Genomic DNA, 15738 nt, shown 5'->3' on the forward strand with positions numbered 1-15738 from the left:
GGGCAATAAGGGGCAGCGCAAACTTCACGTTCATGTCCGCCTCGACACCTTACGGCGCCTTGACCTCCATCATGCCGGTGGCGGTACGGGCCGAATATTGCGGCCGGTACATATCCTCCACCGTTGCGGCCGGATGGGCGTAGGTGCCCGGCGTCACGGCGCGCACGACATAGGCGAGCGTCAGATTGTGGTCGTGGTCGCCATCACTGGGGTTGAAGGCGGCGACGAAACGGTCGTCGCGGAATTCCAGATGCGCGGCGTCGGTCTGCGCCAGCCAGGAGAAGTTCGACAATTGGGCGCTGGAGACCAGGCCGGGATTATCGATCTCGAAGCCGGCCGGCAAAAGGTCGGTGATCAAAAGGCGCGAAGGCCAGTTGTTCTGTTCGTTGACCTTGAGCACGACGACATAGCGTTCGTTCTGGGTTGCCTCCGTCACATTGGCTTCGGTGCCGTCGAGCTTGTAATAGGTGCGCTCGATGGTGAACCCGTCACCCCCGGCCGGCAGGGGCTGCACCGGCGACGCCACGGTGGTGACGACGGCCTGCAGCGGGGTCTTGCCGGTGTTGGCGATGGTGAGCGGGCTGTCGACCAGATCGCTGCCGTCGATCCTGTCGGAATAGCCGCCGGAATGCGGCGCGCCATTGATGGTGAGTGTGATCGAGTCATTGCCCTTCTTCAGCGCGCGGGCAGCCAGCAGCATCCAGGATTCATCCTGGGTGCTGGTCCAGCGGACCTCGGCGCGTTCCCTGGTCACCAGCTTGATCAGCTCCGGTACGACCGATGGCACCGGCTTCGAGTCCGCCGCAAGCGCCAGCATTGCCGCCCCGTCGCGCAGCGCCGAGCCGTAGTCGGAGCGATAGTAGTCATAGGCGGTGCTCGACTTGGCGAGCTGCAGCGCGGTCTTGAACGTTGCTTCCGAACGTTGCGTGTCGCCATACAGCGCCAGGCTCGCCGCCAGCTGGGCAACGGCCATCGGGCTGGTGAAGGCCTCGAGCTGGGTGTCCGCGTAATAGCGCAGATCGCCGATCGACGCCTTCTTGTTGCGGGCGAGCACGTAGAGCGCGTAGGCGATCTCGCTGCCGCGGTCCTGTACACTCTGGTCGTAACCGAGCGAGTTCTGCAGATTGCCCAGCGCCTGGTTCATGGCGAGCGCGGGCACATCATATTTCTGCTCGCGCGCCCTGGTCAGGAAGTCGGTGACATAGGCGTCGAGCCATAGATCGCCGGAGCCCGGGCCCCACAGGCCGAAGCTGCCGCCCGAAGCCTGGTAGCTCAGCACCTTGTAGATCGCGTCCTGGATGCGGCCATGCAGCTCGGGATCGCTCTCCATGCCGACGCCCGAGGCCATTTCGTTGACATAGAGCAGAGGCATCGCCCGGCTGGTGGTTTGCTCCGCGCAGCCATAGGGGTAGCGATCGAGCGTCATCAGGAGCGAAGGCACATCGAAGGCCGCCGCCTGCGAAACGCCGACACTGACCGAAGCGCCGTCGAGCAGGCTTGCCGCCAAAAGCTCCTTGTCGACGCGCAGCGTGCCGCCATCCCCCTTGAGGTCGACCACCATGCGGGTGGTGACCGGCAGTTGTGCCGGACGGACCGGCACGTAGAGCGTCTGCTCGACCTTGGTGCCATCGGCGTGCGCCAGCTTGATGGTGAGCGAGGCATTGCCTGCCGTCTGGGCGATCAGCGGCACGGTCAGGGTTTGGCGCTTGCCCTGCGCCAGCGTCAGCTTCTGGGGCAGGGGCTTGTCGCCCGTCGAGAGACCGCCCGTCGTGTCGATCGACAGCGCATAGTCGCCGGCCGGGCCGTCGGTGTCCGCAATGTCGAGCCGCATGACGGCGGCGTCGCCGGGCGCCAGGAAGCGCGGGAGGCCGGCGGTGATCACCACCGGATCGCGCACGATCACATCCGATTGGGCGTGCCCGACCGCTTCCTTGGTCCAGGCGACGGCCATGACGCGAACCGTGCCGTTGAACTGCGGAATATCGAAGTCGACGCGTGCCTTGCCGTCGGCGTCGAGTTGCACCGGACCGGAAAAGAAGGCGACCAGCTTTTCGGTCGGCGGGCTGCCCTGCGCCTGCATGTTGGCGCCGTCGCCGCCGGTCCTGAGCTTGCCTATAGTGCCGAGAGAGCCGTCGATCAGGCGGCCGTAGAGATCACGGATTTCCATGCCCAGCATGCGCTGACCGAAGAACCAGTTGTCCGGGTCCGGCGCCTTGTAGCTGGTCAGGTTGAGGATGCCGACATCGACAGCGGCGACAGTGACATAGGCATTGCTGCCCGGCTCCATGCCGGCGACCGCGACCGGGATCGACAGTTGCTGGCGCGGCATGGTCTTGTCCGGCGGGGTGAGGGTGACGGCGAGCTTCTTCGAGCCCGGGTCGACCTTCAGCCATTTCACGCCGATAGCGCGGGCCGGCATGCGGCTTTCCTGCGCGTCGCCAGGCCGGAACAGGGTCGCCGTGACATAGGCGCCGGCACCCCAGTCGTCGCCGACCGGGATGTCGACCGTGCCGCCGCCGGCCGGCACCGACGCCGTGACGGTCTTCAACAGCTTGTCGGAACCGATGTTGACCAGAAGTTCGCCGGCAAAGTGCGGCGAGACTTTGAGCCTGGCCACTTCGCCGGCGGCATAATTGTCCTTGTCGAGGGCGATCTCGAGGCCATCAGGCGTTTCGGTGGTGGTGGAGGAGACATACCAGCCGCCATCGAACTCATAGCTGGTCGCGGGCCCTTCCGGATCCGCCGTCTCGACCTCGAGCCGATAGCGGCCCCAGTCGACCGGGATCGACACCGTCGCCTCGCCGTCGGCGCTAAGGTCGACCTGGCCATTGGCGATCGATTTGGTGAAGGTGACCGGTTCGTAATTCCATGAGTTGTTGGAGCGGTACCACTGGTAATTGCGCTCGACCTTGACCAGCGACCATTGCGCGCCTTTCAGTGCCTCGCGCTTGCCGTCGGGGTCGACGGCGATCAGGCTGAATTTCGCCGTGCCGCCTTGCGGCACTTCATCATCAGCGAAGTCCGGCCGGATGCCGATCATGTGGCCTTGCGGGCGGATGCCGATGTTGAGCGAGCGCTCGATGGCGCGGCCGCCGGTCTCGCGCATGCGAACCGTAACCTTGGCGTCGATGAGTTTCGTGGTCGACGGCAGTTGCTCGACGGAAACCGGGAAGGTTGCCTTGCCATCCTCGCCGACCACCGGAAGATCGGTGAACGGGGTGACGGTCGGTTCCGACGACTGCTCGTCGGCTAGGCCGAAGGAATAACCGTTGAAGCGGTCCCAGTCACGTGCGGTCGACAGGGTCAGTTCGCCTTCGAGCGCGAGGCCAGCAGCCGGTGCGCCATAGAGAAATCGGCCGTCGACGGTGATGTTGGCGGTTTCGCCCTGCGCGATCTCCTGCTTGTCGGCCTTCATGTCGAATTCGATGCGGTCCGGCACGAAATCTTCGACCAGGAACATCTGGCTGGCGACGGCCGGTTGTTTGGGATCGGTATAGATCGATACCGACCAGGTGCCGCGCATGGCGTTTGGCTGGAGCGGCAGATCGACGGCGTGCCCGCCGGCTGACGCGCCATCGCTGACGATGCGGCGATCCTCGACCCCGTCGGGGCGCGAAAAGATGAAGGTCAGCGGCAGGTTTTCGACCGCCTTGGCGGCGCCGTCACGGGCAAGAGCCGCGACATGCACCTCCTCGCCGGCGCGGTAGATGCCGCGCTCGGTCCAGGCGTAGACATCGAGCGCGCCCGGCGCTGCGCGACCGGTGACGCCGCGGTCGGACAGGTCGAAACCGGCGCGGGCCATGTCGAGGAAGACAAAGTCGTTGTCGCCCTGCCTGGCCATCAGCACGGCGGGCACCATGCCGCCGTCGCCGCGCGTCAGGCCGGGATTGAACACGGCGTGGCCCTCGGCATCCGAGGTCGCGGTGCCGAGGATCTCGTTGTTGCGGGCAACCAGTGTCAGTTCGGCGCCCGCTATCGGCTTGGCGCTGCCCAGCGAACGGGCAAAGACATTGAGCCCGTCCTGCCCGGTATAGGTCGAGAGGCCGATGTCGGAAACGACGAACCATTGCGTGGCCATCGCGTCGTAGTCGTCGCTCTTGTCGCTGACGGCCTGGGCAGTCAGCACATAGACGCCGGGCTTGCGCCGCGGCAGCGCCTCGTCGACCGGGAAGGAGGTGGTGACCTCCTTGTTCAGATCGTTGGCGATGTCGAGCTGGCCTTCCCAGACCGGCTCGCCCATCTGCTCGGAAATGTTTGAGATGTCGTAGCTGTCGAGCTGATGCAGGAATTGGTAGCCGGACAGGAGCTGGGCCAGCGAGCGGTCGCCGATGCGATAGAGCTTCATCTCGGCGGCGTTCATGTTGACGGTGACGACAGGGATGCCGCGGCGCGCGCCGGCCGGCAGCACGAAGCTGTCGCCGGTGAAGCGGGCCGAAGGCGCACGGTCCTGCACATAGATCGACAGCACGACGGGCGCGGCGGTCACTTCGCCGATGGCAGCCGGCAGGCCGGCGCGGAAGGTCACGTCATAATGCTGGCCGTGTTCCAACCCTTCGACGCAAATCTGCTTGTCCTTGGCTTCAACGCCTTTGGGAGGCTGGTTGTCGACGGTGACGAATTGTGCGTAATCGACGCCGGTCTTGACCAGTTCCTCGGAGAATTGGACGCAGATGCGCGGTGCGCTGGTGTCGGCATCGACGGTGTGGTCGATGACGCGGAAACCCTTGCGAGCCTTGAGATCGGAATAGTCGGCCTGGACCGCCGGCGAGGGCACCAGGGCAAGACTGGCTTCATAAGCCTGCAGAGCGGGGCGATAGAGGTCGCGCTTGTCGAGGCCGGAGCCGATGAGCGCCAGCGTCTCTGCGCGCGTCCTGGCTGTACGCAACAGCTTGTAGGCATTGAAGGCGGCAGACGTGCCGTTTGCCGGCAAGGTGGAGGCCTCTGATGTGTTGGCCGCCGGCTGCACGGCAAGCGTTTCGCGCGCCAGGTTGAGCCAGAGCTGGCCATCGTCGGGCATGACCGAGACCGCGGCCTCGTATTTCTGCATGGCAGTGCGATGATCGCCGGTGAGCACCGCCTGCTCGGCCGCCGTGGTCAGCGCCGCCATGCCCTCGGTCGGCCTGTCATAGGCCGGGCCGAGCAGCCGGTTGCGGTATTGCTGGGCCTGGTCAGCCATCCAGTTGGGGAAGAAGGCGAGTTCCGGCGGCGCGCCGATGTCGGGGTCGCCGTCGATATTGACGACCTTGCCCGCGACCGCGCCGTTGAAGGGCTTCAACTGGTTATAATCGGATTTGAGGAAGCACCATTTGGCCTTGGTGTTATAGGTGAAGGCGCGGCAGGCAGGATCGCCCAGGCAAGTGGTCTTGCATTGATCGAGCGTAACATTCTGGTCGGACCGGAGGTCGAAACCGAAATAGTCCGAATTGTCGGTCGTGGCGACTCGCCGTGCTTCAGCCGCTTGCGCGACGCTATCCCAGGCTAAGACATTGGCCCAGGCGAAGAAGAGAAGGATCAGGAGACCACGAGCCGCGCGCATTGCCATAACACCCTCCAGACAGTGCAGACGTCCGGGCATGTTCAAGCTTCACTCAGGCTTGTCAACATGAGGACGCGGCAGGGTTCCGCCTGCCGACGGTTTCCTTTCCGGCCAACAGCCGGTAGTACCTCCATAGGACAGGGGATCACGCATTCTTGCGGCAACGCAAAAGGTGTGAATTCCAAGCCCGTCCTATTTCAGACAATTGGATTGTGGCCCCTTTACGAGCGCTTCAGAACTTCATTCCAATTTTAGGTTTGTAAAGTAGGTTGTCGTAATGCCGGCGTATGAAAGGCAGATGTCAGGGGGTACCGCGCAAGGGCGCGTGCTTTCGCGCGCGCTGCTTCTGGCCATGATCTGCTGCTCGCTGATCGCCGGGGTGGGACCGGCGGCCGCCTTCGAAATCTTCGGCATCAAGCTGTGGGGCTCATCGAGCGATGAGGATGCCGACATCGTCGATCCGATGCGCTACGCCGTGACCATCTCCGCGCCCGACGCCGACAAGGACCTGTTAAAAAAGCTCGAGAACGCCTCGGCGCTGAAGAGCGACGAAGACCATCCCGTCTCCGGCTCGCTCGGTCTGATGGCCAAGGCGCGCAGCGATCGAGAACAGCTTGTGGCGGCGCTCTACGCTGATGCCCGCTACGAAGGCGTCGTCAACATCGCCATCGAGGGCAAGCCGCTGGACGAATTGCCGCCGGACGCCGAATTCAAGGGTCCGCAGCCCATTCCCGTGGTCGTCAACATCGCCGCGGGTCCCAAATTCACCCTCGGCGATATCCGGCTGGAGGGTGACGCCGCTGGACTGATGAGCGCCGACTACGGCCTGATATCAGGCGGCGACGCCGGGTCTGGCGCGGTGCTCAAGGCCGAGGCGCTGATCGTGCGCACGCTGAAGGAGCAGGGCAGGCCGCTGGCCGAGGTGACCAGCAGGCAGATCGTCGCCGACCATGCCACCTCGACCCTCGATGTGACGCTGACGGTCGCTGCCGGGCCAGTCGCTGGCTATGGCGCGACCACGGTGGAAGGCACCGAGAAGGTCGACCGCGACTTCACCGAATACATGACCGGACTGAAACGGGGCCGGCAATACTCGCCGCAGGAGATCGACGATGCGCGCGACAGATTGCTGGCGCTCGAGGTCTTCAACAGCGTGACTTTCAAGGAGGCCGACAAGCTCGATGCCGAGGGCAACATTCCGATCGGCGTCCAGGTCAGCGAGCGCAAGCCGCGTTATTTCGGGCTGGGCGGCACCTTCTCGAACACGGAAGGGCTGGGGCTGGAAGGATATTGGGGCCATCGCAACCTGTTCGGCCGGGCCGAGAAGCTGCGCATCGACGGCGCCATCAGTGGCATTGGCAGCAATGATCTGTCCGAATTGAACTACAATGCCGGCATCATGTTCGAGAAACCCGGCGTGATCGGGCCGGCATCTAAATTCTTCGCCGGCGTCAAGACCGTGCTCGAACATCCCGACGCCTACGACCATTTCTCGGTCAAGGGCAACACCGGCCTGTCCTATGAACTGACCAAGAAGCAGACCGTGTCGGCCGAGGTGGCGCTCGACTATTCACGCATCCACGATTCCTTTGGCAAACATAAATACCTGATCGCCAGCATCCCGCTGCAATATGTCTACGACGACAGGGACGTCAGGCTGAACCCGACCAAGGGCTTCAGGTTGTTGGCCTATGCCGAGCCGAGCTACGACACATTGAGCGGTGCCGCCTTCCTCAAGCTGAAGGGCGAGGGATCGGCCTATCAGTCGCTGGATACCGCTTCGAAATTCGTGCTGGCCGAACGTGTCGCCCTCGGCTCGATCGTCGGCACCAGCCTTCAGAACGTGCCTGCCGACCGGCGTTTCTATTCCGGCGGCGGCGGCTCGGTGCGCGGCTATGCTTATCAGGGCATCGGCCCGAAGGATTTCACCGGCCAGCCGATAGGCGGCCTGTCCTTCTTCGAGACCTCGGTTGAGATGCGTATTGCCATCACCGACACGATCGGCATCGTGCCGTTCGTCGATGCCGGCACGGTATCGACCAGGTCGTTCCCCGATTTTTCCGACGTCAAGGTGGGCGCCGGCGTCGGCTTGCGCTATGTGACGCCATTCGGGCCGCTGCGTATCGACGCCGCCGTGCCGCTCAACCGCGACCCAGGCGACCCTCATTTCGGCATCTATGCCGGCATTGGCCAAGCGTTTTGAACATGAATACGGTCTGGCGCATCCTTCGTATTTTTCTCTACACGCTGCTGATCGTGGTAGCAGGCGCCATCGGCGCGCTTTTCGTGCTGACCAAGACCGAGCGTGGACGCGACAATCTCGCCGGCATCATTTCGCGCGTGGCCTCGAGCGACGAGAGTAAGGTCACCGTCAGCGGCATCGACGGTATCTGGTCGGGCGCGCTCAGTGTCGACCATGTCGTGCTGGAGGACCGCGAGGGCGTCTGGCTGGTGGCACGCAGGGTGGCCATCGACTGGTCGCCGCTGACGCTGTTGTCCAAAAACTTCAGCGCCGACCGCATCGCAGCGGAGCGCATCGAACTTGCGCGTCTGCCGGTGGCCGGCACGCAGCAGCCGGCGCAAGGCGGCGCGACGACGCTGCCGGTTTCCATTGATATCAGGCAGATCGACTTGCCGGAAGTCGCGCTCGGCCAGCAACTGGCCGGCAGCGGCATCGCCGAACTCGCCGCCAAGGCCTCGGTGAAGGCCGACGCCGCACCGCTGTCGGTCGAGACGGTGCTCAACATTACCCGCCATGACGGCAAACAGGGCAACGTCGACGCGCAGATCCATTTCGCGCCAGCGGACAACAAGCTCGACCTCAACCTCAAGGCGTCGGAACCGGCCGGCGGCATCATCGCCAATCTGCTCAACCTGCCGGACACGCCGCCGGTCGACATCGTCGTCTCGGGCACCGGGCCGCTGGCCAACTGGAGTGGCGTCGGCACCTTCCTTGTCGATCACCGGATCGTCACACAGCTCACCGGTCGCCATCAGCTCACCGACAAAGGCAACTATCTCGAAGCCAAGGGGGACGGCGATTTCGCCCGCTTCCTGCCGGAGAACCTGAAACCATTGTTTGCCGGAAAGACCAGCTTCGATATGGCGGGCACCGCCACGTCAGCGGGCGGGATCAGTGTCGACCGGGCCAACATCGATAGCGATGCCATGCACGGCACCGCGACCGGTATCGTCGATCCTGCCGGAGCCAGCGATCTTTCGGTCGAACTCGCCGCCAAGGGGCCGCCCGTGGTCATCAGCGTCGGCAGCAAGGCGCAGCCGATCACGCTGGCGATCAAGAATGCCACCGCCCGGGCGTTCGGCGACGGCAAGGCGCCGATCGTCGACATCGGCGCCTCCTTCGTTTCGATCGTCGCCGGCGGCACGCGGCTGGACGACCTGGCGGCGCAGATACACTCCGACGGTTTCGACATCCAGAACCGCACCGGTCCGGTTGCCGTCAAGCTTGGGGCCGGCGGCCTGAAAACCGACGTCGCGACGCTGGCGCCCCTGGTCACTGGGAAGGTCGATGTCGGCCTGGCTGGTTCCCTCAGCAAGGACACCATTGTCATCGATCAGGGCACGCTTCGGTCCGATGCGCTCAATGCCTCGCTGACGGCGACCGTGGCACTCGCCGACCTGTCGATGCAGCTCAAGATGAATGCCGATGCCGTGGCGACCGCCTTCCCGCAGCAGATCGCCTCGGTGCTCGGCGGGCGGGTGAAGTTCTCGGCCACAGCGTCGCGCGATCCGCAGGGCTCGTTCGCCGCCAACTCGATCGAACTCACATCCGGTTCGCTCAGCGCCAGCGGTACCGCCAGCATGCAAGGTACCGACATACTGGCCGATATCAAAGGCAGGCTGGGTGATGTTTCGGTGCTGTCGCCAACGGTCGGCGTCCCGGTCGAGGGCGGTGTCGATTTTGCCCTGTCGGCAAGCGGCGCCATGACCGCGCCGGATTTCACTGTCTCCGCCGACAGCGATAGCCTGACGGCCTCGGGCCGCACGGTGAAGGCGATCAAGCTGACCGCCAGCGGCAAGGCCGACATTGCTAACCCTTCCGCCAATGTCTCGCTGACAGGCGCCGTCAACGACCAGCCGCTCGACATCAAGGCGGCGTTGGTGACGAGCGAAGGCAAGCGCTCGATCAACGGCTTTGCGGTGTCACTGGGCGACAACAAGGTGTCGGGCGATCTGGCGCTGGATGACAAGTTCATGCCGCTGGGCACGCTCGTTCTTGCTGCGCCTGCCATCGATCAGCTTGCGGCGCTGGCCGGCCAGGCGGTGACCGGCGACATCAACGGCACCATTCGCTTTGCCAAGAGTGGCGACGCGCCCTCGGTTGCCATTGACGCCACGAGCACGTCGATCGCGCGCGGCGAGGTGACGGCGAGCACAATCGCCGTCAATGCCCTGATTGCCAACTATCTCAAGGCGCCGGCGATTTCAGGCTCGATCAAGGCCGATGCTGTCACGTCGGGGACCACCCAAGTCGGCGGCATCGTCGTCGATCTGAAGCGCGACGGCGACTGGACGAATTTTGCCGGTGCCGCCACCGTATCAGGTATTCCAGCGAAGGCGGCGGGACGGGTGAAGATCGCCGGTGGCGTCACCAGCGTCGAGATCGCCTCGGGCGAGGCGACGGTTCGCGGCATCAAGGCGGCGATTGCCGAGCCGTCGACGCTCAGCATCGCCGACGGCACCACCAGCATCGAAAAATTGGCGCTCGATGTCGGCGGCGGCTCGGTGGCGCTGTCCGGCACCGCCGGCCAGACGCTCGATCTCGCGGCAAAGGTCTCCGCCTTGCCGGCTGCCCTTGCCGACGCCTTTTCGCCCGGCCTCGATGCCGCTGGAACGCTTGATGGCAGTGCCGAGATAACAGGCTCGCCGTCCGCTCCGGACGTCCGGTTCAACGTGCAACTGGCCGGCGCCGAAACCAGCCAGACCCGCCAGGCCGGGCTCGGGCAGCTCGCAGTCGACGCGGCCGGCAGCTACACCATGGCCGGCGGCGTCGTCCTCGACCACGCGACGCTCTCCGGTGACAAGGTTTCCGGTCAAGCCGCCGGCACGATCAATCCGAACGGCGCCAGCGATTTCGCCCTCGACCTCGTCTCGTCCGGTCCAAGCCTGCCGCTCACGGTCGGAAGCGCCGAGAGTCCTGTCAAGATCGAGGTCCGGTCGCTGTCGGCAAAGGTGGCGGGCGAGAGCACGCGGGCCCGACTGGATATGTCCGCGATCCTGCCCTCGATCGCCACGAGACCGGCGAAGGTGGACGGGCTGAGCCTGGCGTTGCACTCGGATGCGTTCGATCTGAAGAACCGCGCCGGGCCGGTTTCGGGCACGGTTTCGGTGGATAGGGTGGGGCTCGACAATCCCACCATCGCGCCGCTGATCGCCGGCAAGGTCACGGCCGCGCTCAGCGGGCGCCTGTCAGCCGACGCTGTCGCCATCGACAGCGGCTCGCTTAAAAGCGACGCGCTCAACAGCCAGGTCGCCGGCCTGGTGTCGTTGCGTGACGGCGCCATCGACCTCAAGCTGAAGGCGGATGCCCCATCGTCGGCCCTGCCGACCGCTGCGCGCGGCATGCTTGGCGAGCGGGCGCAACTGAGCGCCACGCTGAAGCGCGAGCCTAACGGCAATATCGCCATAAGCGGATTGACGCTGGCCTCCGGCGCGCTGACCGCACAGGGGCAGGCGAGTCTTGCCGGCAATACGCTGGCCGCCGACATAAAAGGCGCACTGGGCGACGTTTCGCTGCTGTCCAAGGATGCCAGAGGCGCTATCGCCTTTGCGCTGAATGCGCAGGGGCCGGCGACCGCGCCGGATCTGTCGCTGACTGTCGACAGCGACAAGCTTTCGGTGGCGTCGCGCGAGATCACCGGGCTCAGACTCACCGCCACCGGCAAGGCCGACGCGGCCAAGCCGGCGGCCAATGTGCAACTGACAGGCAATGTCGCGGGCCAACCCTTGCAAGGCAGTGCGGTGCTGGCGACTGCGGACGGCAAGAGCGCCATCAATGGCCTGCTTTTGTCGCTGGGCCAAAACAGGATTTCCGGCGACCTAGCGCTGGACGACAAATTCGTACCCGAAGGCACGATCTCGCTCGAGCTGCCCGATATCGGGCCGCTTGCCGCACTGGCGCTGGAAAAAGCGGAAGGCGACGTGCGCGGCACGATTGCATTCTCGAAGAACGGCGCCGCACCGCAAGTCGCCATCAAGGCGAGGACCGCCTCGGTCACGCGCGGCGACCTTCAGGCGAAGGCCGTGTCGATCGACGCCTTGATCGCCAATTACCTCGCCGCGCCAGTCATCTCCGGAAAAATCCATGCCGACACCGTCACATCGGGCGGCACGGTGATCCGCGGCATCGACGTCGACCTGAAGCGTGACGGCGACTGGACCGGCTTTTCCGGCGGCGCAACGGTGAAAGGAATACCGGCAAAGGCCGTGGGCCGCGTAAAAGCCGCCAACGGCACGGCGATCATAGAGCTTGCTTCCGGCGAGGCGACCGTCCAGGGCATAAAGGCCGCCATCGCGCAGGCTTCGACCGTCACCATCGCCAATGGCACGACAACGCTGGATAGGCTGGTGCTCAACCTGGGCGGCGGCACGGCGACGGTGACCGGCAAGATCGGGCAGGCGCTCGACATCAATGCGGCGCTGGCGCGGGTGCCGATCTCGCTTGCCAACAGTTTCTCGCGGGGTCTCGATGCCGCCGGTTCGATTTCGGGCACGGTGAAGGTCACCGGGGCGCCAGCCAGCCCCAGTGCGGCGTTCAACCTCGACGCGACCGGCGTGCAGACTTCGCAGACCCGCGGCGCGGGTGTCGGTGCAGTGAGTGTTTCTTCCTCGGGTACCTTTGCCGGCAACAAGCTGACCTTCAACGCCAATGTCAGCGATGGAGCCGGCCTTGGCCTCAAGGGGGGCGGCACGGTGACGACATCGGGCACGCCGGCGCTCGCGCTCGACTTCAATGGCGCCGTGCCGTTCGGCATCCTCAGTCAGAAGCTCGCCGCGCAAGGCCTGTCGCTGACGGGGACCGCCAATGTCAATGTGCAGGTGCGCGGCCCCGCGACATCGCCCGTTATCGGCGGCAGCATCAGCACGTCGGGCGCCCGCCTGCTCGACGCGCGTTCCGGGCTTGCCGTCAACGACATCGCAGCCGAAATCGCGATCGGCAATGGTGTCGCCAGGATCAACCGCCTGACCGGGACGTTGTCGACGCGCGGCAGCCTGTCGGCCAGCGGCACGGTCGGCATCAATCCGGCGCAGGGGTTCCCGGCCGACCTGTCGATCAAGCTCACCGACGGCCGCTACACCGATGGGCGGGTGGTCACCGCCAATCTTGGCGGCGACCTGACGATCAAGGGACCGCTGACGTCGGCGCCGGTGATTGCCGGCACCGTCAACCTCGCCAAGACCGTCATCACCGTTCCGGACAAATTACCGGGGTCGCTCTCGGCCCTCGACGTTAGGCACAAGAACGCGCCCGGCGCGGTGAGGGCGCAGGACAAGGCACTGCGCCCGGCCACGACCAGCGGCAAGAGCGGCGGCAGTGGCCTGGCGCTCGACGTCACCGTCAACGCCCCGAACCAGATCTTCATCCAGGGCAGAGGGGTGGACGCCGAACTCGGCGGCTCGCTCAGGCTGACCGGTCCGGCCTCCTCGCCGCAAGCGGTGGGCACTTTCACGCTGCAACGCGGGCGGCTGTCGATCCTCGGAAAGCGGCTGACCTTCACCGAGGGCACGGTCGGTTTTTCCGGCTCGCTGGTGCCTTATCTCAACCTGACCGCGACAACGACCACGAGCAGCGCCACCGTCACCATCGTGGTGTCGGGCGAGGCGACCAATCCGAAATTCACCTTCACCTCGGTGCCGGCGCTGCCCGAGGACGAGGTGCTGGCGCAGTTGATCTTCGGGCGCTCCATGTCGAACCTGTCGCCGCTGCAGATCGCGCAACTGGCCGAAGCCGCCGGACAGTTGGCCGGCGTCGGCGGCTCGACGTCGCTGCTCGAAAACCTGCGCAGCGCGATCGGCGTCGATGATCTCGATGTCACCGCGGACGAGAAGGGCGGCACGGCGGTTTCTGCCGGCAAGTACCTCAACGACCGCACCTATGTAACCATCCAGAAGGGCGACAAGCCGGGCTCGGGCAAGGCCATGATCGACCTCAATGTCGGGCGCGGCGTCAAACTGCGCGGCGAGGCAACGGACGCCGGCGAAGCCAAGGGCGGCATCTTCTACGAGAAGGAATATTGAAGCAGGGACATGGGCTGGCCCTCATCCCGGCGAGGGCTGGCACTGTCGCAAACCGCGTCAATGTCTCAGTTTAATCGCCCGAAGAGATTTAGGGGAAATCCGTCGCGCACTAGCAATTTTGCGCCAAGACTGTCGCTATCACGCGAACCGCTCCCCCTCCAAAGTTGCACATTCGTCGATATGTTCCCAATCCATGCCGTCTTTGACATCATGGCCTGGATGCGGAATGTTAATCGGCGGAAAGCCAACAATGGGAGTTAGTCATGACAATCTACAAGAGTAATGGCGACAGCGTTCCGGATCACATCCTGGCCATGGCCGAAGAAGCCAAGTCGGGTAAGGTCGATCGCCGCGAATTCCTCGCGCTTGCCAGCGTCTTCGGCGCTTCGACGGCCATGGCCTATGGCCTGCTGGGGCTCGCCGCCCCGACGCCGGCCAAGGCCGAGGAGGTGCAGGGAAAGAAAGGCGGCGTGCTCAAGGTGGCAATGTCGGTCAAGGATCCCAAGGATCCGCGCACGGCCGACTGGTCGGAAATCTCCAATGCCGAGCGGCAGGCGCTCGAGCCGCTGGTGAAATACACCCACCAGTACACATTCGCGCCCTATCTCCTGGAAAGCTGGGACATCAATGACGACGCCACCGAGTACACGCTGCATGTGCGGCCGGGCGTCGAGTGGAACAATGGCGACAAGTTCACCGCCGACGACGTGATCTACAATTTCACCCGCTGGGCCGACAAGGCCGCGGAAGGCAACTCCATGCCGGGCCGCCTCGGCAGCCTCGTCGACGACAGCACAAAGAAATTGCGCGAGGGGTCGGTCATCAAGGTCGACGACATGACCGTCAAGCTGAAGCTCACCAAACCCGATATCGCCATCATTCCCAACCTGACCGACTATCCGGCATTGGTGGTGCACAAGAGCTTCGACGAGAAGGGCGCCAACTTCAAGAACTGCCCGATCGGTACGGGTCCGTTCGAGCTGGTCTCCTATGACGTCGGCCAGAAAGTCGTCTACAAGCGCCGCGAGACCGGCAAGTGGTGGCAGGGGGAAGCCTTCCTCGATGGCGTCGAGTTCATCGACTACGGCACCGATCCGGCCGCAACGGTCTCGGCCTTCGAATCGGGCGAAGTTCAGACCAACCATGAGACGACCGCCGACTACGTCAAGATCATCGCAGACGTCGGCGCGCCGCCTTCCGAGGTCGTGACCGCCGCCACCGTGGTGTCGCGCTTCAATGTCAACGCCAAGCCTTATGGCGACCAGAAGGTGCGTCAGGCGATGTGCCTGGCCGTCGACAATTCGGTGGTGCTGCAGCTCGGCTACGGCAATGCCGGCACGCCGGCCGAGAACCACCATGTCGCGCCGATCCATCCCGAATATGTCGAGCTGCCCAAGATCAAGCGCGACATCGCCAAGGCCAAGCAGATGCTGACGGAAGCCGGCGTGATCGATTTCGAACACGAGCTGATCAGCAACGACGAGGACTACCACAAGAACACCACGGACGCGATCGCGGCCCAACTGCGCGAGGCCGGCATCAAGGTGAAGCGCACCGTGCTGCCGAGCTCGACCTTCTGGAACGACTGGACGAAATATCCGTTCTCGGAAACCAACTGGAACATGCGTCCGCTTGGCATCCAGGTCATCGCTATCGCCTACCGCTCGGGTGAAGCCTGGAACGAGACGGCCTACGCCAATCCGGACTTCGACAAGAAGGTCAACGAGGCGCTCGGGATCGCCGACGCGGAGAAGCGCAAGGTGGTGATGAAGGACATCGAGCAGATGCTGCAGGATTCCGGCATCATCATCCAGCCTTACTGGCGCAAGCTCTACATCAACATCAAGCCCGAGGTGAAGAACCACTCGATGCACCCCACCTACGAGCACGACTTCGGCAAGGTCTGGCTCGATCAGGCGTGACCCACAGCCTGCCGGGAGCGG

Annotated in this window: 4 protein-coding genes; 3 read left to right on the top strand and 1 reads right to left on the bottom strand. The window is 64.5% G+C overall.

Annotation, left to right across the window (positions count from 1 at the left end; all coding sequences use genetic code 11):
- Window positions 1–49: 49 nt before the first annotated feature.
- Window positions 50–5542: an alpha-2-macroglobulin family protein gene (locus LB532_RS06195; RefSeq protein ID WP_140644272.1), complete on the bottom strand. Its 5493-nt coding sequence runs from the start codon at window positions 5540–5542 to the stop codon at window positions 50–52.
- A gap of 271 nt (window positions 5543–5813) precedes the next feature.
- Between LB532_RS06195 and LB532_RS06200 the strand changes: the two genes are divergently transcribed.
- The 3 genes from LB532_RS06200 (at window position 5814) to LB532_RS06210 (ending at window position 15717) form a co-directional block, all read left to right on the top strand.
- Window positions 5814–7739 (top strand): autotransporter assembly complex protein TamA, encoded by a 1926-nt coding sequence (locus LB532_RS06200; RefSeq protein WP_224556451.1) that lies wholly within the window; start codon window positions 5814–5816, stop codon window positions 7737–7739.
- A gap of 2 nt (window positions 7740–7741) precedes the next feature.
- Entirely contained in the window at window positions 7742–13795 is a 6054-nt protein-coding gene (locus LB532_RS06205; protein WP_140644269.1) for a translocation/assembly module TamB domain-containing protein, read from the top strand.
- A 263-nt stretch (window positions 13796–14058) separates the two neighbouring features.
- A complete protein-coding gene (locus tag LB532_RS06210) occupies window positions 14059–15717 on the top strand; it encodes an ABC transporter substrate-binding protein (protein WP_140553015.1) in 1659 nt (552 codons plus the stop codon).
- Window positions 15718–15738: the final 21 nt, after the last annotated feature.

Source organism: Mesorhizobium sp. ESP-6-2 (genome assembly GCF_020164675.1).
Taxonomy (GTDB): domain Bacteria; phylum Pseudomonadota; class Alphaproteobacteria; order Rhizobiales; family Rhizobiaceae; genus Mesorhizobium.

Bases quoted from the DNA above. Each gene is read 5' to 3' on its own strand.
- LB532_RS06210 (WP_140553015.1), top strand. From the start codon at position 14,059: ATGACAATCTACAAGAGTAATGGCGACAGCGTTCCGGATCACATCCTG.
- LB532_RS06195 (WP_140644272.1), bottom strand. From the start codon at position 5,542: ATGGCAATGCGCGCGGCTCGTGGTCTCCTGATCCTTCTCTTCTTCGCC.
- LB532_RS06200 (WP_224556451.1), top strand. From the start codon at position 5,814: ATGCCGGCGTATGAAAGGCAGATGTCAGGGGGTACCGCGCAAGGGCGC.
- LB532_RS06205 (WP_140644269.1), top strand. From the start codon at position 7,742: ATGAATACGGTCTGGCGCATCCTTCGTATTTTTCTCTACACGCTGCTG.